The following is a 21,737-nucleotide window of genomic DNA, read 5'->3' on the forward strand; positions in this document are numbered from 1 at the left end:
TGGGGGGAAGGGGACGTTTGTTTGCCGAGGGGTAATTTTTTCGGCAGGCAAAGAGATCGGGGATAAGAGGGCTTGTCACTATCTGCTATCCCTAGGTTAGAGAGGGGAAATCTCTCTCTTTATTCGAAGAAAAAGGGGATTAGGGGTGGTTCTGGAAGATGGAGAAATTGACCGCGCTATACCTCTTGTGTTTTACAAAAAATGGAGTTTTGGAAAAATCGTAGGTCTCGGGGTGCTCAAGAATAAAGAGCCCCTCTGGAGCCAACAGTCCCGAAGAGAAAACGAGTTGGGGCAGCTTTACGAGGGCTTCTAGGGCATAGGGAGGATCCGCAAAGATGAGGTCGTAGGGCGTAGAGGAAGAGCCCGTTTCAGGAGTAAGCCATTTGAAAACATTGCCTACGTGCACGGTAGCTTCTTCCTCTGCATGGAGTGCTTTAATTACAGATTGGATAAAAGCTACCTGTTTGGGCTGTTTTTCTACCATATCAACCCATTCAGCTCCGCGAGAAGCAAACTCTAGTCCAATACTTCCGGTACCTGCAAAGAGATCGAGTATGCGTGCCCCTTCGTAGGAAAACATAGAGGTGATTGTGCTAAATAGAGCCTCTTTGGCGAGATCGGTCGTAGGGCGAAGTTTGAATCCCTTGGGGACGTCAAAACGTCTATGCCCATATTTCCCACTAATGATACGCATAGCATAAGAATTCTGAATCTACCCTCTAATCAACGAATAGGGGAGAGCATTGGATACTTTGGAGTGAGAAGCCGAGAGGGGAGAGATGGGAAGATAGGGCATTACCCAGCTCTTGTACCATCTCTAGGGAGGTGGTGTGGAAGAGGTGAATAGCATCGTCGGCTGCCCTATCTCTGCCTATTTGCTGCCATACAGCCCCTAGGTAGTAGAGGATCTCTCCGGCAATGCTAGAGGCGGTGCCGGTGGCAATGAGTGCGAATCTATTGGCAAACTTGATATTCCCTCGCTCGAATACAAGGATGTTGAGCGTGAGGGGGGAGATCAAGAGATAGATAAGTCGCCCGTTCTCTGTGGTGCGGCTTGCTGTGAGCCCCTTGCGGAGGGTGGGTACAACGTAGGGGAGGATTTCGGCGTAAGGATAGGTACGGCGTAAGAACGTAAAGGTAGAACGCTCCCAAGCCGCAAGCAGTGTTGGTGCCTCTGTCCCCAAATGATAAGACGCTGTATAGCCTACTTCGTTGTGTAGGATAGGTACAGCGATGGATAGCCACGCCTCTTCGTCTTCGCGTACGGGGACACCCGGGGGCACCAAAACAAAAGCAGAGGCATCAAAAGCTATCTGAATGTGATGATAGGGAAGGGGGAGAAAGCTATAGGCATAGATAAGGTCACTCAAACGATCTGTATAGCCAACTCCCTCGTTTGTGGGGACAAAAAAGACTCTATCACTGCCCAATACCTTGGTAGGCTCTTGAGCAAGTGATAGAGTATAAGTTATGCCGTCTGGGTGAAGACGTAGAGAGAGGTTATAACGTTCGGCAGTGGTCTCGTCTAGTAGAGGTAACCCTTCTATCGTAGATGGAGCCATGCTTCCTTCCCTCTATCCTTATTAGGAGTCTTACCCACCTCTCCTTCTTATGAGGGATGCTAATTCCCCAAGGAGAACGAAGAGGATATCTTATTCCCAGTTACCTGTTGTCTTAACTTCTTTGAGAGACCCGATACGCAACCCTGGATAGCCGGCACCATTGTTGCGAGCCTTTGCATCAGAGATCTTTGTTGAAAGGATGTGCTTATCCATTCCTGCGAGGTATACCTCCATGGGTACTTGGGCTTGGAATACAGAAACATTGATCGTATCGTTACCCACCTCTTGCTGTATGGTTGCAGTCTCTATCTCAATACGATGGTCAGGGAATCCGGGTACCATAATGAGTTCGCGAGGGTCTTCTCCATTCTTGAGGAGAGAGTCTCGAGCATTCATGTAGGTAGTATCACGCTTGATGAGCCCTTGTGCTGCGGCTTGATTTTCTGTAATTCCCTTTTCGCGCATTTCGTCGGTATAGTCCCCTTCAGCGTTGATGTAGAAGATTTTGCCATTGGTGAGGAATTCTACCAACTCGTCGGCTGTGGCAAATTTGCCATAGTTCTCTTTGTAGGCAATCTCGTAGGTTGCAATGTCCTTGAGTCGCTTCTCAATTAGAGCTTCTCTCTGAGCTTGTTCCTTTTTGAAGTTTTCGGGAGTTACGATACTCATCACGCAAAGGTAGCCCATTACAATTACTGCTAGGGCAATCAGTACAATCCTTACAATCTTCATCCTGTATAGTCGTTTATTATTATTCGTCTCTGTAGCTCGTTATCCTCCTAAGTTCTGAGGAGAGGATACATTCGCTCTGCAAATATACAACTACCCTGCAAATTGCAGCGCTTTTTGGAGTAGAAATGTGTTTTTTGTTCCCTTTTTCTTCGAGAAAATCTAGAGGAGAGGCGAAAAAAGTCGCATTATCGATTCACAGAATCTCCGCCAGCGTTTTCGGGTCCTCCAGCGGGCAGGGATTACCGGCTCGCTATTGTCGAGGTCTTGAGCAAATATCTCTTCTAGTTGTTGGGTAAAGCCTGCTTCGTAGATGATGCTTGCGCATTCAAAATTGTGTTCGAAACTTCTAAAGTCCATATTGGCAGAGCCTACAAGAGCAACTTCTCCATCTATCGTGAGGAATTTGGAGTGCAGAAAACCGGCCTTATAGAAGTAAATATGCACTCCGGCCTCCATCAGTCCATCGAGATAGGAGAGTGAGGCAAGATGGGAGGCTAGTACATCGCCTTTGCGAGGGATGAGTAGATTGACCTCAACGCCACCTAAGGCTGCCATGGAGAGAGCCTCGTTTAGTGTTTGGGTGGGGAGGAAGTAGGGCGTCTCAATGCAGATGTGACGAGTTGCTCGTAGGATGAGGTAATTGATGGCTTGTTCGATGCTACGCCAAGCCCCCATAGGCGATCCCAAGAAAAATTGCATGGGGATAAGAGGAGCGTCGCCTGTGGTAAGCCTTTTGGGAAAGTAGTCCCTAAGGTGTACGACCCTTCGTGTAATGAGGAACCAATCAATAAGGAAGGCGGTCTGTAGCTCTGCAACAATCCCTCCTGTTAGGCGGAAGTGGGTATCTCTCCATGGCCCCATTTCGTTGCCGTAGTAGTAGCGATCGGCAATATTCATCCCTCCCATGTAGCCGATTTCTCCGTCTATTATGGCAAGTTTGCGGTGGTTTCGGTAGTTCACTCGAGAGGAGAGGTAAGGGATCACCACCTTCATAAAGGGATAGACCTGGACACCGGCCTTTCGCATTCGCTTCCAAAAAGAGCGACGAGCACCCCAAGAGCCTACATCATCGTACAGGATGCGTACAATAACCCCATCTCTGACCTTTTGTATCAATAGGTCCGCGAGTTGATTGCCGAGCCGGTCGCTCTCTATGGCATAGTATTGAAGATGGATATGTTGTTTGGCGGCTCGAATATCGGCAAAGAGAGCCTCAAACTTGTCGTGTCCTGTGGTGAATATTTTGATTTCCTGTGCTGCAAGTACGGGACTGTCCCCTAGTCGCTCACAAAGTTGCTCTACGGGGCGATATTGAGGCTTTTGCAGAATGGGCTTACTTACGATGGCATAGTCTTCGAAGCTATAGGGCACACTTGAGAGCCTTCGGTATATTTTGCGGTGGATGGTGTGGGTGTGGCGGAGATCCTGTCCGAAGAAATAGTAGAGAATGATACCCACGGCGGGAATCAAAAGTACCACCATTACCCACGATAGAGCCTTTATCGGATTCCTATTTTCGCTGATCACCACAAGGGCAATACCCAACGCAACTACCAGATAGATAGCTGAGAATATGATGCTGGTAACTTCGCTCCACATAGCTTAGGGCTTACTTACGTTGGGGTATAGGGGGGGATTTATGGCATGCTATTCGCTGTCGAGATCAAAATCGTCGGAGAAAAAGTCTTCGTTGTCGATGAAGAAGTTGTCGTTCATTCCCTGCCATTCGTCTAGAGAACGTCGGTCTTTTTTGGTCGGTCGCCCCTCGCCCTTGGCTCTATCGATGAACCCCGATATGCGCTGTAGCTCTAGCACTTCGAGCTCTTCACGTGGTGTTATGTTGAGGATGTAGTCGGGGACGAGCTTCGCACCCATTCGGTTGCGTGCCGTTTGCAGTACTCTGAAGCTGTATGTTACGGGGGCTTTGCGCACTCCAATAACGTCGCCGGCCACAACGAGTCGCGAGGGCTTTACACTTTGAGAGTTGATGGTAACACGACCCTTTTTGCAGGCATCGCTAGCCAAAGAGCGGCTCTTGAAGATGCGTACTGCCCACAAAAAACTATCGATTCGTACTTCTCCGGCCATTTCTCTCGTGATGCTAGTAGTTGGGTAGGGGTGTAGGAGTGTCGGGTTTTTGCTCTTCGGGAGGAGGGAGTAGAGACTTTTTGTTATGCCAATTCATGGCTCTATCTACGCCCGAGAGGCAGAAATCGCGAACGATGGCAACCGCCTCCTTGGTGAGAAGTGGCATATATTGCTCCTCTTCCGGCGTAAAATGCCCGAGTACAAACTCTATCTGACGTCCCTTCGAAAAGCGACTTCCTAAACCAAAGCGTAGGCGTGCATACTCCGCAGTGCCGAGGAGCTGCGCAATGTTTTTAAGTCCATTGTGTCCTGCATCGCTGCCCTTTGACTTAAGTCTGAGGGTGCCAAAATCGAGAGCAAGATCGTCTACTAAGATGAGGAGCTGCTCCGTGGGAAGATTCTCTTTTTGGAGCCAGTAACGTACCGCCTCTCCGCTCAGATTCATATAGGTGGAGGGCTTGAGCAAAACGAGTTCTGCATTTTTGATGCGTCCTCGTGCAACGGCACCATAACGTTGCTCAGTAAAGGTCGCACCGATCTCTTCCGCTATTGCGTTTGCCATACGAAAGCCAACATTGTGCCGTGTGCCCCAATACTCTTCGCCTATATTGCCTAGTCCTACTATAAGGTATTTCATATTCTTGGGCTCAAAGTTAGCCATTCCCCTCGAATTATCTTCTTTCCTTGCTAAAGAGAAGAGGTTGTAAGGGTTATCAATCGGATCGGTTGCAGGTTGGGGAGAGGGCTTATAAGAGGAGTCCTTCCCTAACATCCGAAAACAAAAATCCCCCACCTCTCATTAGTGTCGAGAGGTGAGGGGTTGGTTGTCGGTACTTTTCTTGGGGAGAGTCCCCGTCAGAAAGTCCGTTGCTTTCTAGCCTAATTATTTCTTGGCAGCAGCACCACGAGCAGCACGAGTGAGGCGAACGGCACACACAACGGCGTTCTTTGCATTCATGATCTCAAGCCCTTCGAAGCTGAGAGCACCTACCTGCATAGACTTGCCAAGCTCTAGGTTTTCTACATTGATGTGAAGTCTCTCGGGGATCTGATCGTAGATGGCTTTAACGCGAAGTTTGCGCATTTCGAGCACGAGTTTACCCCCGGCGCGTACCCCGGCAGCGTGGCCTTCGAGTACAACAGGTACTTCCATTTCGATAGCCTTGTCTTTGTTAACTTCGAGGAAGTCGATGTGGAGGATTTCGTCTGTTACGGGGTGGAATTGAATATCCTTGAGTACAGCCTTGCAAGTTTTACCTGCTACTGAGAGATCGATGTCGAAGATCTCGGGAGTGTAGATAAGGTTGCGCACTGCATCTTGTGTTACGGTGAGGTGATGAGTTGCTTCTCCACCATAGATTACTGCGGGGATGATGCCCTGCTTACGGAGGCTCTTAGTAGCCTTCTTGCCAAGACCTTCGCGGAGGTCGGCGCTGAGTTGGAATGTCTTCATTCTCTTCTTCTTTTTTTGTGTTACTCAAAATTAGTTGCTCAAAATAGAGCTGTCCCTAATTTCCCATCACACCCAAGAGGCTAACGGGGGAGAGGCTTGGCTTTTCTTGCCTAGGCTAACCGATGTTTGGAGCCTTGGGATGAAGTGCCTTGCTTCGCCGGTTGTTGTCTCTAGCGGTTCTGCGATAGAATACCAAAAACAGGATGGTGAGTACGTGATCACTTGACTACAAAAAAAGCCACTGCCCTCCCTTGATCATTAGGAAAGATAGAGGCTTCCTCTTCGTTGTGGTCATAGATGCCTTGTTTTCAAATTCAAGACCATACCACCATTCTCTCTATGCGTGGGCCCAATAGGATTCGAACCTATGACCCTCTGTTTGTAAGACAGATGCTCTAAACCAGCTGAGCTATGAGCCCTCACGCGTTCTCGCTACAAGATTTTCAGAATCTCTTGTATCTACTCTCAAGATAATCCGAGGTGAAGATAAAGTGGGCCCAATAGGATTCGAACCTATGACCCTCTGTTTGTAAGACAGATGCTCTAAACCAGCTGAGCTATGAGCCCTCTTTTCTTTTTATCGGTACTACTCTTGCGAGTTTTTAGCAGCACTCTCTAGCACTGCTCTGCTAACAGCGATGCAAAGGTAATACTTTTATCGAAATCTGCAATACCCTCACTTGTTTTTCTCGGTAAGTAACTTTTCTCCTATCTCTCCTCGTGAAACGGAAGAAAAACCTTGCCTTGCACTTTTCTTGGAATAGGGTAGAATAAAAAAGTTTCATGGGCAGGAGCAAAATTTTTTTAGGCCTAGAACTCGAGAAAAATTAGGCAGAAAGGAAACGAAAACTAGGCTAGGTTCTTTAGGAAAAAGAACACTGGAGATGAGACTGAAGGTAAGTGCCTGGAAATGAGAAGAGATTGAAGTGTAACTCTCTAGATTTCCCTTAATTGGGAACTCTTCTTTACGGATGAGGAGGGGCATTATGGAGAATTCGGGATTGCTGCCGAGCATCTCTTTTGTGAGACGGCTCTGCCGTATAGAGCAAGTAAAAAAAGACACCCCTAGTTGAACTAAGGGTGCCCCATTCTATTGCTAGGTTGTTTTAGAATCGGATTGTTTCGATTTCGCCTTTCATGTCGGAAAAGACAGCGGATGCTTCTTTCCTATTTTTATGTTCAGATGTCTTTTGCTTATTTGGCCTCAAGGGCTTTCTTGACCAGTTCTGCTACTTTACCCATATCCTTAGTGGGCTCGAAACGTGCAATGACATTGCCATTACGGTCGATCAAGAATTTGGTAAAATTCCATTTTATATCGCTCTTCGAACGCCAATTGGGATCGGCTTTATCAAGCATTCTCTCAAGTTTTGGGCTCAGGCTGTTTTCTTTGTCGAAACCCTCAAATCCCTTTTGGCTCTTAAGCCAAGTGTAGAGAGGGAGTTCGTTCTCGCCGTTAACATCGCTCTTTTTGAATTGTGGAAATTCGGTGCCGAAATTCATGCGACAAAATTGGGTAATCTCCTCGTCGGAGCCTGGGGCCTGATTCTTAAACTGGTTGCAAGGGATGTCGATAATCTCGAACCCTTCAGCTCTCATGTCGCGGTACATCTCTTCAAGCTTCTCGTATTGTGGTGTAAAACCACATTTGGTAGCGGTATTGACAATAAGCAATACCTTGCCCTTGTATTCCGAGAGACTTACATCGTTGCCTTGGGCATCGGTAAGGCTGAAGTCATAGATTGTTGTCATTTTCCTTTCTTTCGTTGCCTTGATTGGGCTGGTGTGGGTTGTCTGACCGTAAATAGGCATAGCGAGACAAGCCGCTAGTAGCATTAAAAACGTAGTTCTCATTCTATTATTCTTCGTTTATAAGTTTGTAAATCAGTCTTTTTAGAGTCTCTATCTCTTCGTTCGTTAAGGAGGTCTTATTCTTGGATGTAAAGGTAGTGATTAAGTTGTGCATAATCTCTTTTAGGGCAATTTGTTTTGCAAAACATTTTGCTCCCTTGTAGGTTCTTCCCTGTGGAGACGTGCACTGTCTCTTGGCTCGAGGCAAACGAAAAGAGCCGCACTCTAGAGGAAAGGGGGATTTTTCCTCTAGAGTACGACCCTTGATTCGGTGAGGGGAATATTTATCGGGTAAAGTTCTTTATTACTTCGATAACGCGTGCAATATCGTTGTCGCTAAGCGCACTCCCGCTCGGTAGGCACAGACTCAACACAAGTTATTTCTTGAAAATGATTGCGAAGAAGGTTTGGAAAATGAGGTTAAAGTCTTTTCCCAAACTCCAAGTTGCTATATACTCCAAGTTGCATTGTAGTTTGTCCGGCATAATGTATTGGATATAGTATGCCTCAGGATCTAGATGCTCGGCTAGCAAGTCATTTTCGTTTCGATACTTTATGGATGCCGCATCTGTAATACCGGGGCGAACTGATAAAACATGCAATTGTTCCTCTGTGTATAAGGAGACATATTTGCGTACTTCCGGGCGGGGGCCTACAAGACTCATATCTCCCAAAAGTACATTTATCAATTGCGGTAGCTCATCAATCTTAAACTTTCGGATATAATATCCGGATCGTGTAATGCGTGCATCCCTTCCGCCGACAGTGATAAGCCCCAACTTCTCAGCATTAATATGCATCGAACGAAACTTGTACAAGTAAAAATCCACATTATTTCGACCAACACGAAGTTGTTTATAGAAAACGGGACCTTTGCTGTCTAGGGCAACCCAAAAAGCAACAAACAAAAAAAGGGGACTAAGAACAAGTAGTCCTAATGCGCTTAAAACAATATCGCAGAATCGCTTTATTCCGTACATACAGTGTTGTAGGCTTCGTCTAGAGAATGTACGATATATGACACTTGCTCATTCGTGAGTTGTGGATAAATAGGGAGAGATATCTCTTGTGTGTAAAGCCGGTGAGCATTGGGATAGTCTCCGATTTTATAGCCCAATCCTTTGAAGAAAGAAAGCATAGGCATTGGGATGAAATGAACGTTTACGGCAATCTCTCGTTTGGCCATCTCCTCAATGATTCTATCTCTTTGTTCTTCTGAGATCCCTTTTATTCGTAGAGCAAACAGATGGTAAGAAGATTCTTTTTCCCCTTGCATAGAAGGTGGTAGTATAGCCCAGCCATACCCTCCCAATAAGTGAGAATATAATGAGAAAACTCTCTTCCTCTCAGATAATAATTTGGGGTATTGTCGTATTTGAGCCAAGCCTATCGAAGCATTAACATCTGCCAAATTGCATTTCATCCCCAGCCCCGTGATATCGTAACGCCATCCACCTGCTTTGCTCTTTGAAAAAGCATCTTTGGTCTGGCAGTTGAGACTCCTTTGCCGTAATTCTGTGTATAGAGCCTCATTGTCGAAAGGCTCCGGTAGATTTAAGCAGATGGCTCCACCCTCTGCCGTTGTGACGTTTTTTACTGCATGCAAAGAAAAGATTGCTACATCTGTTTCTGCCCCGGTCTTTTTACCAGAAGAGTATTGTGCCCCTAAAGAGTGAGCAGCATCATTCAGAACGAGTATTCTTCCTAGCTTCTTTTGAACGTTTGAGGTCGGTTTGAAAAGCTCCCTTACTTCTTGAGAAGAAACAATGCTCATTATGCTTTCGTAGTCACAGGGGAATCCTGCAATATCGACGGGAATAATAGCTTTTGTTCGAGATGTTATAGCTTTTCGGATAGCCTCTACTGATATATTAAAATCCATGCCCACGTCGACCATTATGGGCTTAGCTCCTGCATGTAAGACTGCAAGTGCTGTTGCGGAATACGTGTAAGCCGGTACTATTACTTCGTCTCCTGGTTTTACTCCAAGCCAAGATAGCATGAGAATCGCCCCGGAAGTCCAAGAATTGACAGTTAGTACCTGTTGGGCACCAGTGTACTCTTTTAGTTCAGCCTCTAGCAGTTTGCACTTTGGACCTGTGGTAATCCATCCAGACTTTAAAGAATCGACGACTTCGTCTATTACAGACTGATCTATATAAGGTGGAGAAAATGGAATCTTCATCGGTTAATAGCGACTTGTATTTTTTGTCTAAATAATAACTTCCCAATACCCATCCAATATCCCCATCCATAGGAGAAATGGGCTAAGAAAAAACCTAATGGCAGTAGGCTCGCTGCTGTAATATTCTTCGTTTTTCTGTAATACTTAAAGGATTGAAATAAAGCCAATAAGAGATATAGAACGACTACGATACTATAAGCGATCCGGCACCAATAAAAGAGAAAACTTAATCCTGCTCCCAAAAATAGCCCGGCAACAAAAGCAACAGGAACGAACTGTCGTAACGAGGCAGCTTGTTTTAACTTTACGTTAACAAGAGGTTTGAATAAACCATATTGATAGTACATCTTACTCATCTTTTTGAAAGAGGGACGTGCTGAGTATTCGATCTCAAGATCTGGAATAATGTATATTTTCCCTCCGTTCTTTATAATTCGAGCATTGAACTCATCATCTTGATTACGAATAAGATCTTCATCGAAGAGCCCAATTCTATCGAAAACAGACCGGGGAAAGCATCCGAAAGGAACGGTATCCACAGATGTGATCTCTTTGATCCCAACTTTATGGTAGGAGTTACCCACCCCAAATGAATTACTGCATACTTCGGCTACTGCCATGGCTTCAGAGCTCTTGTTTGCAGGTTTTGTGTGCCAAACACCACCAACATTGTCTGCTTTTAATTGATAGAGTACGTCAACAAGTCTTGAGATGTAGTTGTTGGGATAAGTACAGTGGGCATCAATTCTGAGAATAACCTCTCCCATACTTTGCTCAATCCCAATGTTTAATGCAAAAGGGACAACTTGTTGAGGGTTGTCTAGCAACTTAATCCATGGATGTCTTGCTGCATAGTTGTTGACTATTTCGCGAGTTGCATCTGGGCTTCTTCCATCAATAATTAGAAACTCCAGCTTGTCTTGTGGATAATCTTGAAGTAAGATAGATTCAATACAACTCCCTATAAATCGCTCCTCTTTGTAGGTGGGGCATATAATGGAGACTATAGGATAAGTGGAATTCATAGTGATTAGCCGATGTGTAAGTAAGTGAATCCCGAGAGATCAGATGGATCAAAAACATTGCGACCATCAATCAGAAGAGGGGTACGCATGGACTTTCGTATCGCTTCCCATTTGGGCATACGATACTCTTTCCACTCCGTAACGTGTAGGATGGCATCGGCATCAACCACGGTTTCATATATATCTTGGGCGTACGAAATTTTGTTGCCGAGGCGCCTACGTGCTTCGTCCATGGCGATGGGATCGTATGCTACGACTTGGCAGCCAGCGCTGAGGAGAGACTCGATGAGAACTAGCGAAGGGGCCTCGCGCATATCGTCTGTGCCGGGTTTGAAGGCAAGCCCCCACAGTGCGATTTTTCGACCCTTTAGTTCGCCATGGAAGTAGGAAGAGAGTTTCTCGAAGAGGATATTTTTCTGTTTTTCATTAACTCTCTCTACGGCTTCTAACACCTGCATATCGTATCCATTTTGGTGCGCTGTGGCAATCAGAGCCTTTACATCCTTGGGGAAGCAGGAGCCCCCATAGCCACATCCCGGGTAGAGGAATTTGTTGCCAATGCGTGTGTCGGAGCCAATCCCTTGGCGTACCATCGAAACATCCGCTCCTACTTTTTCGCAGAGATTGGCAATATCATTCATAAAGCTAATACGCGTGGCAAGCATGGCATTGGCAGCGTATTTGGTCATCTCTGCCGAGGGGATGTCCATGAAGAGTACGCGGAAGTTGTTGAGCAACATAGGTCTGTAGAGCTGTGTCATTAGCTCTTTGGCTCGCTCGGAGTCAACTCCTACTACCACACGGTCTGGTTTCATAAAGTCGTCTATCGCATTACCCTCTTTGAGAAACTCGGGATTGGAAGCGACATCGAAGTCAATGGTTACTCCTCTAGTCTCCAGTTCTTGGGCAATAGTGGCACGCACCTTCTCTGCTGTACCAACGGGTACGGTACTCTTTGTTACAATGAGTTTGTACCCTTGCATGTTGTGCCCGATGGTGCGAGCCACCTCTAGCACGTAGCTAAGATCGGCAGACCCATCTTCGTCGGGGGGAGTGCCAACGGCGGTAAAGATGATATCGACTTCGTCTAGAACTTCTCGTAAGTCGGTAGAGAAGCGGAGGCGTCCTCCCTCTATATTGCGGAGTACCAGGTGATCTAGGTTGGGCTCGTAGATGGGGATTACCCCGCTCTTGAGTGCTTCTATTTTTTGAGCATTCGTATCAACGCAATAGACGGTAATTCCCATCTCTGCAAAGCAGGCTCCACTTACTAAGCCTACATATCCGGTTCCTACAATGGCTATATTCATATTAACTGTAAATATTCTTTTGTTGTGACAATCTTTCATACTCATCGCAAGGCCGATGGAAAGGTCCTTTTCCTTGTAGAGGGGGAAGCTTTTTCCACGATAGGAGGGCAGCCATTTTTTTTGTGTTTAGGGGGATGGGAGCGTCTAGACTATGTGGATTTTTCTACATAAGAAGATTGCTTATCCTCTTAAGTGCTGTTCTTTTCTCGGTTGGGCATCAGCATCATGAGGATCATGACCACCAAGAGAAAGATATAATAGCCTTGTTCTAGCATGGGACGATACTACTCTAGTTGTTGCTATTTTCAGAGATTTTGCCTCTGAGGGGTATAAAAACGGTGATAATCATTTAACTCCAAGAAAGGGGTGTGAGCAACGGCAAGGAATACCACGTCATACTCCTCAAAGGAGGAGGGAATCGTATTTGCTATCTCTATGCCATACATGCTGTAGGCTTCTTTGGGAGAAACGAATGGATCGCATACCGCAATTTGTGCAACTCCGTAGGAGAGTAGTGTGTTGTATATATCCACGACCTTAGTATTGCGGATATCTGCACAATTGGGCTTGAAGGCAAATCCTAGGATCAAAATCTTGGCATCTTTTACAGGAAGTCCTGCTAAGATCATTTGCCGGATTAGCTCTGTTGCGTAGTACACGCCCATGGAGTTGTTTACGGCGCGTGCCTCCATCAGGAGGCGGGGTTGGTACCCGTGTCGCAACGACTTCTCTATGAGGTAGTAGCTATCTACCCCAATGCAGTGCCCCCCTACAAGCCCAGGATGAAACGGCAAGAAGTTCCATTTGGTAGATGCCGCCTCTAGTACTTGGTGGGTATCAATGCCCATCGTGTCGAACATCTTTGCGACTTCGTTCATGAAGGCTATGTTGACATCCCGTTGTGCATTCTCCACAATTTTAGACGCCTCAGCCACTCGGATGCTTGGCGCTTTATAGGTGCCATTTGCTAGTACACTACGATAGACGGCGTCAATATATTCTGCAATCTCGGGGGTCGAACCGGAGGTCACTTTTTTTATCTTTTCTACGGTATGCTCTCGATCCCCGGGGTTGATGCGCTCGGGAGAATAGCCTGCGTAGAAATCTTTATTAAACTGAAACCCCGATACCTTCTCAATGACGGGGATACAATCCTCTTCGGTAGCTCCTGGGTAGACGGTGGACTCGTATACCACAACGTCTCCAACAGTAATGACTTTGCCAATGGTGGAGCTAGCTTCGATGAGGGGAGTGAGATCGGGGTGATTATCCTTGTCTACGGGAGTAGGAACTGTTACGATATAGAAGTTACAATCCCTAATATCCTCTACCTTATCTGTATACTGTAGTTGCCGAGGCTTGGCATCCTTAGCAGGTCGTGCCTCTGCAACAGCCTCTGTCATATCAATGCCTTTTTGTAGAGCTTCTACTCGAGCTGTATCGCGGTCAAAGCCTATCGTCGGATATTTTGAGGCAAATAAACGAGCGAGAGGAAGTCCCACATATCCTAATCCTATAATGGCAATTTTTGCTTCGCTAATCTCCATTGATAGTTAATCTTTAAGCCGAGGTTCTAAATCTTCCCTCTTCGAAGGAATTGAAAGAGTCCTACCTTATTGGTGTCAATATCTATTTTAATTTCTTAGATCCTATTCGGCTGCAAAGTTACTTTTTTTTGGCAAAAGGAGCTCGTTCCCTCTGTGTCTCTGATTTCGTGGGAAGGTTATTCTGCCAAAAGGGGAGTCTCCAAAATGGATGGGGTGTTCTTGTCGATGGGTTTTAGCTGGTGGGGAGGACGGGGATTTTACTAGGCTGGTTTTGTTTCCCTTTTCAGCCAAAAACCAACTCCGAAATCAGTCTAAAAGTTTTTATTTCTAGGCCTGTTTCGGGAAATTTTTTGGGCAGATAATTTTCTCGTTTTCAGGGACATTTTTTCTGGAGAAGAACAAATGGCATGCGAAGCGCCCTTGAGAGGAGGATGGACTAGGGGCGATAAAGGAAATAGACAGAGGCGGAATGAATCCGCAAACGAAGAGGGAAGCCCTCCGCAGGATTCGGAAGAAATAAAAAATCCGTCACTTCTTTATGGAGTAACGGACTCTCTGTAAGGAGGGACTCTCCTTCCTTAGAGCGGAAAACGAGACTCGAACTCGCGACCCTAACCTTGGCAAGGTTATGCTCTACCAACTGAGCTATTTCCGCTTATCGTTTTAGCGACTACAAAGGTAATACAATATTTCTATTGTGCAATACTTCTTGGGTAAAACTTCGATGAAAAAGTAGATTCTTCTCAGAATGAGGAAGGCTTTATAGTCGTAATGCCCCCCTTCGTTTCCCCTTTTCTTTAGGGGTAGTGTGGATATATTTCTCCTGTACGAAGAATGGGGGAATCATTGCTCATGCATTACCCTGCGGCCGCAAACTATTTACTACCTTTGTGCTGTATGTCCACAGCAGTAAGACAATATAGGATCCTTTGGGTCGATGATGAGATTGACCTTCTCAAGCCCCACATTCTTTTCCTTGAGAAAAAGGGGTATAGTGTAGCGGCTGCGCTTAGTGGTAGCGATGCTTTGGAGATGTTGGCTCAGGTGCCTTACGACCTCGTTTTCTTAGATGAAAATATGCCGGGTCTTTCGGGGCTCGAGACGCTTGATGCGCTGCGTTCGCAGTATCCTTCGCTCCCTGTGGTAATGGTTACGAAGAGCGAAGAGGAGCAACTGATGAACCAGGCGATTGCCGGTAATACGGTCGACTTTTTGATTAAACCGGTGAATCCGAATCAGCTTCTGCTCACGCTCAAAAAAACGCTTCAGCGCAATGATATTATAGGAGAGGCTACAATTGCCGATTACCAGAGGGCTTTCCGCGAAACCTCCATGCAGCTCATGCAGCGCATGGAGCTTGAGGATTGGAAAACGCTCTATCGCCAGCTTGCTGAGCGGAGTCTGCTTGTGGAGGAACACCCCGAGCTTGCCGAGATGCACGCTTTGCAGTGCCGTGAGGCCCAGCTCCAGTTCGGTCGCTTCGTACGCGACCACTATAAGGGGTGGATAACGCCCTCTGCTGGGTCTCCTCTGATGAGTTATAATCTCTTTTCGAAGCGTGTCTTCCCCCTTCTCGATGCCGGAGAAAAGCTCTTTTTCGTACTCATTGATAACTTCCGTTACGACCAGTGGTTGGCGGTGAAAGATCTGCTGAGCGATCTTTTCTATTTTGAAGAAGATCTCTACGTTTCTATCCTCCCCACCGCCACGCAATACGCTCGCAATGCCATCTTCTCGGGCTTGATGCCGGCTGATATCGCCCGCCTTTTTCCCGATTTGTGGGTGGATGAAGAGAGTGAAGAGGGGAAAAACGTAAATGAAGCTCCCCTGATTAGAAGTCTGATTGAGCGTTATCGTAAGCCCTATACCTTCTCATATAATAAGGTACATGAGACCAAGTATGGAGAGAAACTGCTTTCTTCGATGGATAATCTCACACGCCACCCCCTAAACGTCGTGGTGCTAAACTTTGTAGACATGCTCTCCCATGCTCGTACCGAGAGCAAGATGATCCGAGAGCTAGCAGGCAACGAAGCCGCCTATCGCTCCCTGACGCGTAGTTGGTTCCGTCACTCTACTACCTATCGACTTTTCCAAAAGATGAAAGAGATGGGGTACAAGGTTTTGCTTACGACCGACCATGGTACCATACGCGTACAGAACCCTGTAAAAGTGGTAGGAGACCGTAATACGAGTACCAATCTCCGCTACAAGTTGGGGCGGCATCTCACCTACAATCCCAAGGAGGTTTTTGCCATGACTCGCCCCCGAGACTATGGTCTGCCCGAGGGGTCGATTACCGACAACTTTATTTTTTGCTACGAAGATAAGTTCTTCGCCTACCCCAATAACTACAATTATTACGTGAATTACTATCGCGATACTTTCCAGCACGGGGGGATTTCGATGGAAGAAATGCTTATCCCTTTTATCTCTCTACAGCCTAAATGATTACCCTTACAATACCGTCGCTAGAGCACTTGCGCCCCACGGCTCGTACTCTGCTTGATCTTACCGAGGGGAGGCGAGTTTTTGCGTTTTATGCTCCGATGGGTACGGGTAAAACCACCTTTATTACAGCTCTTTGCGAGGAGCTGGGGGTAGAGGATGTGATGAATAGTCCTACGTTCGCCATCGTCAACGAATACGCCATCCCCTCCCGAGAAGAGGTGGCTTTCCATATGGATTGTTACCGCCTAGAGACCTTGGAAGATGCACTCAATGTGGGCTTCTCGGACTATCTGACAAGTGGAGCCTACTGCTTTGTAGAGTGGCCCGAGATAATCGAAGGCTTATTGCCCGAGGATACTGTGCGCCTGGAGATGTATGAGCGTGCCGATGGTGCGCGAGTTGTCTCTTGTGAATTATAATCTCTAAAACCCCTTATAGCATGGACGCTATTGATATAGAACGATTGAACGCAGCCCCTCATCTTCGCCACGGATCTATAGAGGTGATTTGTGGTTCTATGTTTAGTGGTAAAACGGAGGAGCTGATGCGTCGTTTACGTCGTGCGGCTATTGCTAAGATGAAAGTAGAGGTCTACAAGCCTGCTACTGATATACGTTACGACCAAGAGAAGGTGGTGTCTCATGATGCCAATGCGGTGGAGTCTACCCCCCTGGAGAATGCCCAAATGATCCTTCTCTACGCCTCGGATGCCGATGTGGTGGGCATAGACGAAGCTCAGTTTTTTGACGAAGCGTTGGTGTATGTGGTGAGTGAACTTGCCGATAGCGGCAAACGCGTGATCATTGCAGGGCTGGATATGGACTTCCGTCGCAACCCATTTGGCCCCATGCCTCAGCTAATGGCTCTTGCCGACTCTGTGACCAAAGTACATGCCGTTTGTATGGATTGCGGTCTCCCGGCCAATTATTCTTACCGCTTGTCTAGCGACGACAGAACAGTGCTCTTGGGTGAGTTGGACGAGTACCGCCCCCTATGCCGAGAGTGCTATCACCGGAGGCATCACAAGAGATAGCACTCCTTTTTCTCAATTGATAGAGCAATATAGATACAATGAACGATAGAAGAATCAGTAAAATAGCTCGCCTTGTGCAGAAGGCTCTTGGTGAGATTTTCCAGAGACAGACACAGGCAATGCCCGGGGTGATAGTTAGTGTGACGCGTGTATCCCCTAGCCCCGATCTCTCTTTTTGCAAGGTTTATCTGAGCATATTCCCCTCGGAGCGTGCGGAGGAGATCATTACAGCAACCCAACGCAATGCGGCTCAAGTGCGTTATGCGCTGGGTGTTGAGCTCAAGTCGCAGCTTCGTGTAATACCCGAACTTGTCTTTATCGTAGACGATACGCTCGACTACTTAGATAACATAGATCGCCTTTTGGCGAAGTAGCCTCGTTCGCCCCTCTCTAGCATGTCTCCCAAGTCGCTTGCTTTCTCTATTGCCAGGCGTTACTTTGCACAACGGAAGCGGTTTCATGCCGTGCAGGTAGTCTCCGCTATTAGTTCGGTAGCGGTGGGGGTCGTTGTAATGGCGGTGGTGGCTATCCTCTCGATTTACAACGGATACGAAGAGGTATTGCTTACGTCGGTAAGTCATCTCGATGCACCCCTCAAGGTAGAGCGAGCTGATAAGGCTCCCTTCGATGCCCAAGAAAGTAGAATTGCTAGGCTCAGGAATCTTCCGGAGATAGCTGCGTCTTCCCGCCTTATTGAGGGGGAGGGTATCGTTCGTAGCTCTTCTGTTTATGCTGCGGCGCACCTCTTGGGGCTGGAGCCTGCCTATTCGCGTTCGTTGGCATTGGATAGTCTGATGCTGGAGGGGAGTCTATCCGCTCTCCCCTGTGAGTACACGCTCGGAGGCGATCTCTACCAGACCCTTTTCTCTTTTGGGCAGACCTCTAGCTTTATGCGCACGGTTTCTCTATACGTACCCAAGCGCAGAGGCTATATCAATCCCTTACTCCCTCAGACGGCTTTCCGTACGACGCAGGGCAAAGCCCCCTCTGTGCTTTCTGCCAAGGAGGAGAAATACGATCGTACGCTCTTCTTATCCGTAGAAGAATTAGGCTCTCTGCTCGATCTCCCCAAGGGCTATGTACATGCTCTTGCCCTCTTCCCTGTGGAGGGAGTTTCTCCTAAAACCCTCAAAGAATCCCTGCAAAAAGAGTTGGGGACTGAGTGGCGCGTTCTAGATAGGCGAGACCAACAACCCCATCTTTTGAAGCTCGTTGCCATAGAGAAGTGGATGACTTTCTTCATCCTCTTTTTCGTCCTTCTTCTAGCCGCCTTCAATGTGATTTGCTCCTCTTCGATGCTGATTATCGAGAAGCGTCACGATGTGGAGATTTATGCCGCATTGGGAGCTCGCCCTCAGTTGATACGCTCCATTTTCCTTTGGCAGGGCCTATTGGTTACCCTGGTAGGGGCCTTGGGCGGATTTTTGCTAGGGATGCTGCTTGTGTGGTTGCAGGCGCAATTTGGCTGGCTTACCTTTGGTGAGGGGGTGTACCGTCAACCCTATCCTGTGGCTGTTCGGTGGCTTGACCTCTTGGCTCTTGCCGCGACTATTACTTTGGTGGGATACCTTTCGGCTTTCTATCCCGTGCGCCGTCTGTTGCGTAGCCCTCAGCCTCATTGATTCATTCTCGTATCTCTTTACCTCTATGTCCAAAACAATTTCTTTGTCGCAAATGCGTGAGCAGAATCCCGCTGAGTACCTCATTTATATGTGGTATTTGGAGTCTTTGGTGCGGGCTATGCCCCGGCAAGAAGATTTTGATAGCTTTCTCTCGAGGTCGCCGGAGCAGTTGCCCGTAATTGGCTCCCTCCGAGAAGTTTTACCTCCCCTTCGCAAAGAGATGCTCGTGGAGGATATTATGGAGCAACCCAATAGGCACACGGCCTCTCTTACCGCCCTACTTCAGGAGCTGGAACAGCTACATAAGCAGTTGCTAGCTGATGCAGGAGAGGAGATTTACGAAGAGCTATATACAGCGGTATTGACGGCTATTGTGGAAATACGCAGGCGTAGTGGCGGTGTCGCCCTGGGGGAAGTGGAGGCAGCCCTTGTGGCTTTGTATGGATATACTTTCCTCAAGCAAACCCGCCAGGAGACCTCAAAGGCTACTCAGGAGATAATGATGCGTATCTCCGTTTGGCTCAAAGTGTTGGGAGAAAAGTACACCCTACAGAAGTCCGAAAAAGCCCCTCTTGATGGGGACGTAGCACCTCAATCTTGAAATGCGAGAGGCACAACCCAAATTGGAGAAAGGGATAATACTCCTAACCGGAGCGCAAGGGCAACTCGGCTTGACCCTTCTTTTGAGAAGTCTACAGACCGAAGTCTTGCATGATATATACCCTCTCTCACGAGAGCAATTCGACCTCGCACACCCCGAGACACTCCCTCCTGTTTTGGAGCGTTTGGCTCTCCGTTTTGAGCATTACAGGGAGATTATCCTTCTCAATGCCGCGGCATACACACAGGTCGATTTGGCAGAAATACACCCCAAAGAAGCTGAGGTAATCAATACCATTGCCGTGGATACCATGGCGCGGGTCTGCGCTCGATTACAGATTCGTTTTATCCAGATTAGTACCGATTACGTATTCGATGGGGCGTACGATCAGCCCTATCCCGTGGACTATCCACCGCATCCCATCTCGGTCTATGGGACTACCAAATGGCACGCCGAAGAGGCTGTCGCTCGAGCTTTGCCCTTGGGCGAATATGCTATCGTGCGTACTTCGTGGCTTTACAGTCCCTACCGTCAGAATTTCTATCGCACGATGTGGTGCCTAGCGCATGAGCGGAGCGAATTGCGAGTTGTAGCCGATCAGATAGGAGCTCCGAGTAGCACGGAGTCTGTGGCAGAGCAATTGTTTCTTCTTTGCTCACGTAGAGAGGCTTTGCCTCCCGTCTTGCACTTTGTCAATAGGGGTGAGACCTCTTGGTATGGCTTCGCCCAAGCGATTGTGGAAAAAGCGGGTCGCTCCCACTTTTGTAGAGTACACCCCATTACAACCGAGGATTACCCAACGGCAGCTCATCGCCCTCGCAATTCGCGTCTTGAGGTGAGTTGTCTCGACTCGAATACTCCTCTCTGTAGTTGGCAAGAGGCTCTTCGCCTTTGTCCTCCGCCCTCAGATCCCCCTTCCATCCCTAGTCTTAAGCAAAAGAAGTGAAGGCGCTCTCTCTAGCTCGTACGATGCGGCGACGTATCGTACTTCTCGCCCTCCCCAATATCCTTTCCAATATCACAGTGCCCCTCTTGTCGCTGGTGGATGTGGGGCTGGCAGGGCATACTCCGGAGGGAAAAACAGCCATCGGGGCAGTGGCGGTGGCGTCCGGAGTGGTGAGCACGTTGTACTGGTTGTTCGGCTTTTTGAGGATGGGAACCACCGGTTTTGTGGCTCAATGTTTTGGAGCTAAGGATCTAAAGCAAATCAATCAGCACCTAGCGCAGGGGCTTTCGCTGGCTCTTCTCTCGGGGCTTTTGCTCTTTATGGCAACGCCCTTGGTCTCTCTTTTTGTTCGCTTGATGGCTCAAGATCAGCTTGCTATTGCGGCATCGGCTCAGCTATATGTCTCAATCGCGCTCTGTGGGGCACCTGCCGCCATGTTGCTCTATGTGCTCAACGGCTGGTTTATTGGGATGCAAAATACCCGTATCCCCATGATTGGGGCGATCTCTATTAACCTGATAAATATCGTACTCAGTGCTCTTTTTGTACAGATCCCGGGCTGGGGTGTTGAGGGGCTGGCGTTGGGTACCATTATTGCGCAGTATGTAGGGGTGCTACTCTTAGGTCTCTTGGCGGTGTGGCGTTATGGTCGAGTGCTGCGGCACTTTTGCTGGCGCGACCTATTTCGCCTTAGGCGAAGAAAAGGCTACTTCTCCACGCAACGAGATCTCTTTATACGCTCGGCACTCCTCAGTGCCGTAACACTTTTCTTCACCTACGCCTCTACGAGTTATGGCGAAGAGGTGGTAGCGGCTAATACTCTTTTGCTGCAGTTCTTCCATCTTTTCTCCTATTTCATGGATGGATTTGCCTATGCCGGAGAGGCTCTCACGGGGCGTTATGTGGGTATGCAGCGGAGAGATTTGGTGCAAATACTCGTCCGGCAACTCTTCTCCTTCGGTTGGCCTTTGGCTGTCTTGACCAGTCTTCTCTACCTCTTGGTGCCCTCTCCTCTCCTACACCTCCTCAGTGATAGCCCCGAGGTGGTAGCTGTAGCACTGAGTTGGGTGCCCTACATCGCTTTTGTTCCCTTGCTGGGGTTTGCTGCTTTTTTGTGGGATGGCGTATTTGTAGGAGCTACCTATGCACGAGGGTTGCGTACCAGTATGCTGGTGGCTTCCGCTTTTTTCTTTGGGTTTTACTACCTCATGCGAGCCTCTTGGGGCGTGGCTGCCTTATGGATCTCTTTCGATCTTTATTTAGCCGCCCGCGGTCTAGTCCAATGGTGGTTGTGGCGGAGGTACACGCCCAAACTCACAAATCTATAACCT

The 21,737-nt window shown here is 47.7% G+C and carries 20 protein-coding genes, 3 tRNA genes and 1 pseudogene; 8 read left to right on the forward strand and 16 right to left on the reverse strand.

Annotation, left to right across the window (positions count from 1 at the left end; translation table 11 throughout):
- Window positions 1–139: 139 nt before the first annotated feature.
- The 16 genes and pseudogenes from rsmD to POREN0001_RS01660 form a co-directional block, all read right to left on the reverse strand.
- Window positions 140–712 (reverse strand): 16S rRNA (guanine(966)-N(2))-methyltransferase RsmD, encoded by a 573-nt coding sequence (rsmD, locus tag POREN0001_RS01575; RefSeq protein WP_322788118.1) that lies wholly within the window; start codon window positions 710–712, stop codon window positions 140–142.
- Between the two features lie 7 nt (window positions 713–719).
- Entirely contained in the window at window positions 720–1,562 is an 843-nt protein-coding gene (locus tag POREN0001_RS01580; RefSeq protein WP_004332513.1) for a DUF3822 family protein, read from the reverse strand.
- A gap of 90 nt (window positions 1,563–1,652) precedes the next feature.
- The gene (locus POREN0001_RS01585; protein ID WP_004332595.1) at window positions 1,653–2,294 is read right to left on the reverse strand and encodes a hypothetical protein; all 642 of its coding nucleotides are present in this window, start codon (window positions 2,292–2,294) and stop codon (window positions 1,653–1,655) included.
- Between the two features lie 159 nt (window positions 2,295–2,453).
- Window positions 2,454–3,893: a cardiolipin synthase gene (gene cls, locus POREN0001_RS01590; RefSeq protein ID WP_004332485.1), complete on the reverse strand. Its 1,440-nt coding sequence runs from the start codon at window positions 3,891–3,893 to the stop codon at window positions 2,454–2,456.
- A 48-nt stretch (window positions 3,894–3,941) separates the two neighbouring features.
- A complete protein-coding gene (locus POREN0001_RS01595; protein WP_004332591.1) occupies window positions 3,942–4,382 on the reverse strand; it encodes an RNA-binding S4 domain-containing protein in 441 nt (146 codons plus the stop codon).
- A gap of 76 nt (window positions 4,383–4,458) precedes the next feature.
- Window positions 4,459–5,019, reverse strand: a pseudogene (pth, locus tag POREN0001_RS01600) (aminoacyl-tRNA hydrolase); the annotation flags it as partial.
- A gap of 246 nt (window positions 5,020–5,265) precedes the next feature.
- A complete protein-coding gene (locus POREN0001_RS01605) occupies window positions 5,266–5,835 on the reverse strand; it encodes a 50S ribosomal protein L25/general stress protein Ctc (RefSeq protein WP_004332611.1) in 570 nt (189 codons plus the stop codon).
- A gap of 344 nt (window positions 5,836–6,179) precedes the next feature.
- Window positions 6,180–6,254, reverse strand: a tRNA-Val gene (locus tag POREN0001_RS01610).
- Between the two features lie 73 nt (window positions 6,255–6,327).
- Window positions 6,328–6,402: transfer RNA gene (locus POREN0001_RS01615), tRNA-Val, on the reverse strand.
- 627 nt (window positions 6,403–7,029) lie between these two features.
- Window positions 7,030–7,587, reverse strand: coding sequence for a glutathione peroxidase (locus POREN0001_RS01625; protein WP_004332585.1), 558 nt, complete (start codon window positions 7,585–7,587; stop codon window positions 7,030–7,032).
- A gap of 476 nt (window positions 7,588–8,063) precedes the next feature.
- Window positions 8,064–8,666, reverse strand: a complete 603-nt coding sequence (locus POREN0001_RS01635) for a sugar transferase (protein WP_004332557.1) — start codon at window positions 8,664–8,666, stop codon at window positions 8,064–8,066.
- Entirely contained in the window at window positions 8,654–9,871 is a 1,218-nt protein-coding gene (locus tag POREN0001_RS01640; protein WP_004332593.1) for a DegT/DnrJ/EryC1/StrS family aminotransferase, read from the reverse strand. The genes POREN0001_RS01635 and POREN0001_RS01640 overlap by 13 nt, the downstream gene beginning before the upstream one ends.
- Window positions 9,868–10,896, reverse strand: coding sequence for a glycosyltransferase family 2 protein (locus POREN0001_RS01645; RefSeq protein ID WP_004332464.1), 1,029 nt, complete (start codon window positions 10,894–10,896; stop codon window positions 9,868–9,870). Before POREN0001_RS01645 ends, POREN0001_RS01640 begins: the two co-directional genes overlap by 4 nt.
- Window positions 10,897–10,901: 5 nt before the next feature.
- Window positions 10,902–12,206, reverse strand: a complete 1,305-nt coding sequence (locus POREN0001_RS01650; protein WP_004332460.1) for a UDP-glucose dehydrogenase family protein — start codon at window positions 12,204–12,206, stop codon at window positions 10,902–10,904.
- A 305-nt stretch (window positions 12,207–12,511) separates the two neighbouring features.
- Window positions 12,512–13,753, reverse strand: a complete 1,242-nt coding sequence (locus tag POREN0001_RS01655) for a nucleotide sugar dehydrogenase (RefSeq protein WP_004332536.1) — start codon at window positions 13,751–13,753, stop codon at window positions 12,512–12,514.
- Window positions 13,754–14,335: 582 nt separating this feature from the next.
- Window positions 14,336–14,408 (reverse strand) — tRNA-Gly (locus POREN0001_RS01660).
- 242 nt (window positions 14,409–14,650) lie between these two features.
- On the opposite strand from POREN0001_RS01660, the gene porX reads away from it, so the two are divergent.
- Genes porX through POREN0001_RS01700 form a run of 8 tightly spaced genes read left to right on the forward strand, consistent with a single transcriptional unit; the run spans window position 14,651 to window position 21,734 of the window.
- Entirely contained in the window at window positions 14,651–16,204 is a 1,554-nt protein-coding gene (gene porX, locus POREN0001_RS01665; protein WP_004332443.1) for a T9SS response regulator signal transducer PorX, read from the forward strand.
- A complete protein-coding gene (gene tsaE, locus POREN0001_RS01670) occupies window positions 16,201–16,623 on the forward strand; it encodes a tRNA (adenosine(37)-N6)-threonylcarbamoyltransferase complex ATPase subunit type 1 TsaE (protein WP_004332544.1) in 423 nt (140 codons plus the stop codon). The genes porX and tsaE overlap by 4 nt, the downstream gene beginning before the upstream one ends.
- Window positions 16,624–16,652: 29 nt before the next feature.
- On the forward strand, window positions 16,653–17,237 hold the full coding sequence (locus tag POREN0001_RS01675) for a thymidine kinase (protein ID WP_375378838.1): 585 nt from the start codon (window positions 16,653–16,655) through the stop codon (window positions 17,235–17,237).
- Window positions 17,238–17,275: 38 nt separating this feature from the next.
- On the forward strand, window positions 17,276–17,611 hold the full coding sequence (locus POREN0001_RS01680) for a ribosome-binding factor A (protein ID WP_004332616.1): 336 nt from the start codon (window positions 17,276–17,278) through the stop codon (window positions 17,609–17,611).
- 21 nt (window positions 17,612–17,632) lie between these two features.
- Complete coding sequence (locus tag POREN0001_RS01685; RefSeq protein ID WP_004332413.1) at window positions 17,633–18,859, forward strand: FtsX-like permease family protein; 1,227 nt, start codon at window positions 17,633–17,635, stop codon at window positions 18,857–18,859.
- Between the two features lie 25 nt (window positions 18,860–18,884).
- Complete coding sequence (locus POREN0001_RS01690) at window positions 18,885–19,460, forward strand: DUF4924 family protein (RefSeq protein WP_083797815.1); 576 nt, start codon at window positions 18,885–18,887, stop codon at window positions 19,458–19,460.
- A 1-nt stretch (window position 19,461) separates the two neighbouring features.
- Complete coding sequence (gene rfbD, locus POREN0001_RS01695; protein WP_004332539.1) at window positions 19,462–20,406, forward strand: dTDP-4-dehydrorhamnose reductase; 945 nt, start codon at window positions 19,462–19,464, stop codon at window positions 20,404–20,406.
- The gene (locus tag POREN0001_RS01700) at window positions 20,403–21,734 is read left to right on the forward strand and encodes an MATE family efflux transporter (RefSeq protein ID WP_004332403.1); all 1,332 of its coding nucleotides are present in this window, start codon (window positions 20,403–20,405) and stop codon (window positions 21,732–21,734) included. Before rfbD ends, POREN0001_RS01700 begins: the two co-directional genes overlap by 4 nt.
- Window positions 21,735–21,737 lie beyond the last annotated feature (3 nt).

This window comes from Porphyromonas endodontalis ATCC 35406 (assembly GCF_000174815.1).
GTDB classification, from domain to species: Bacteria; Bacteroidota; Bacteroidia; order Bacteroidales; family Porphyromonadaceae; genus Porphyromonas; species Porphyromonas endodontalis.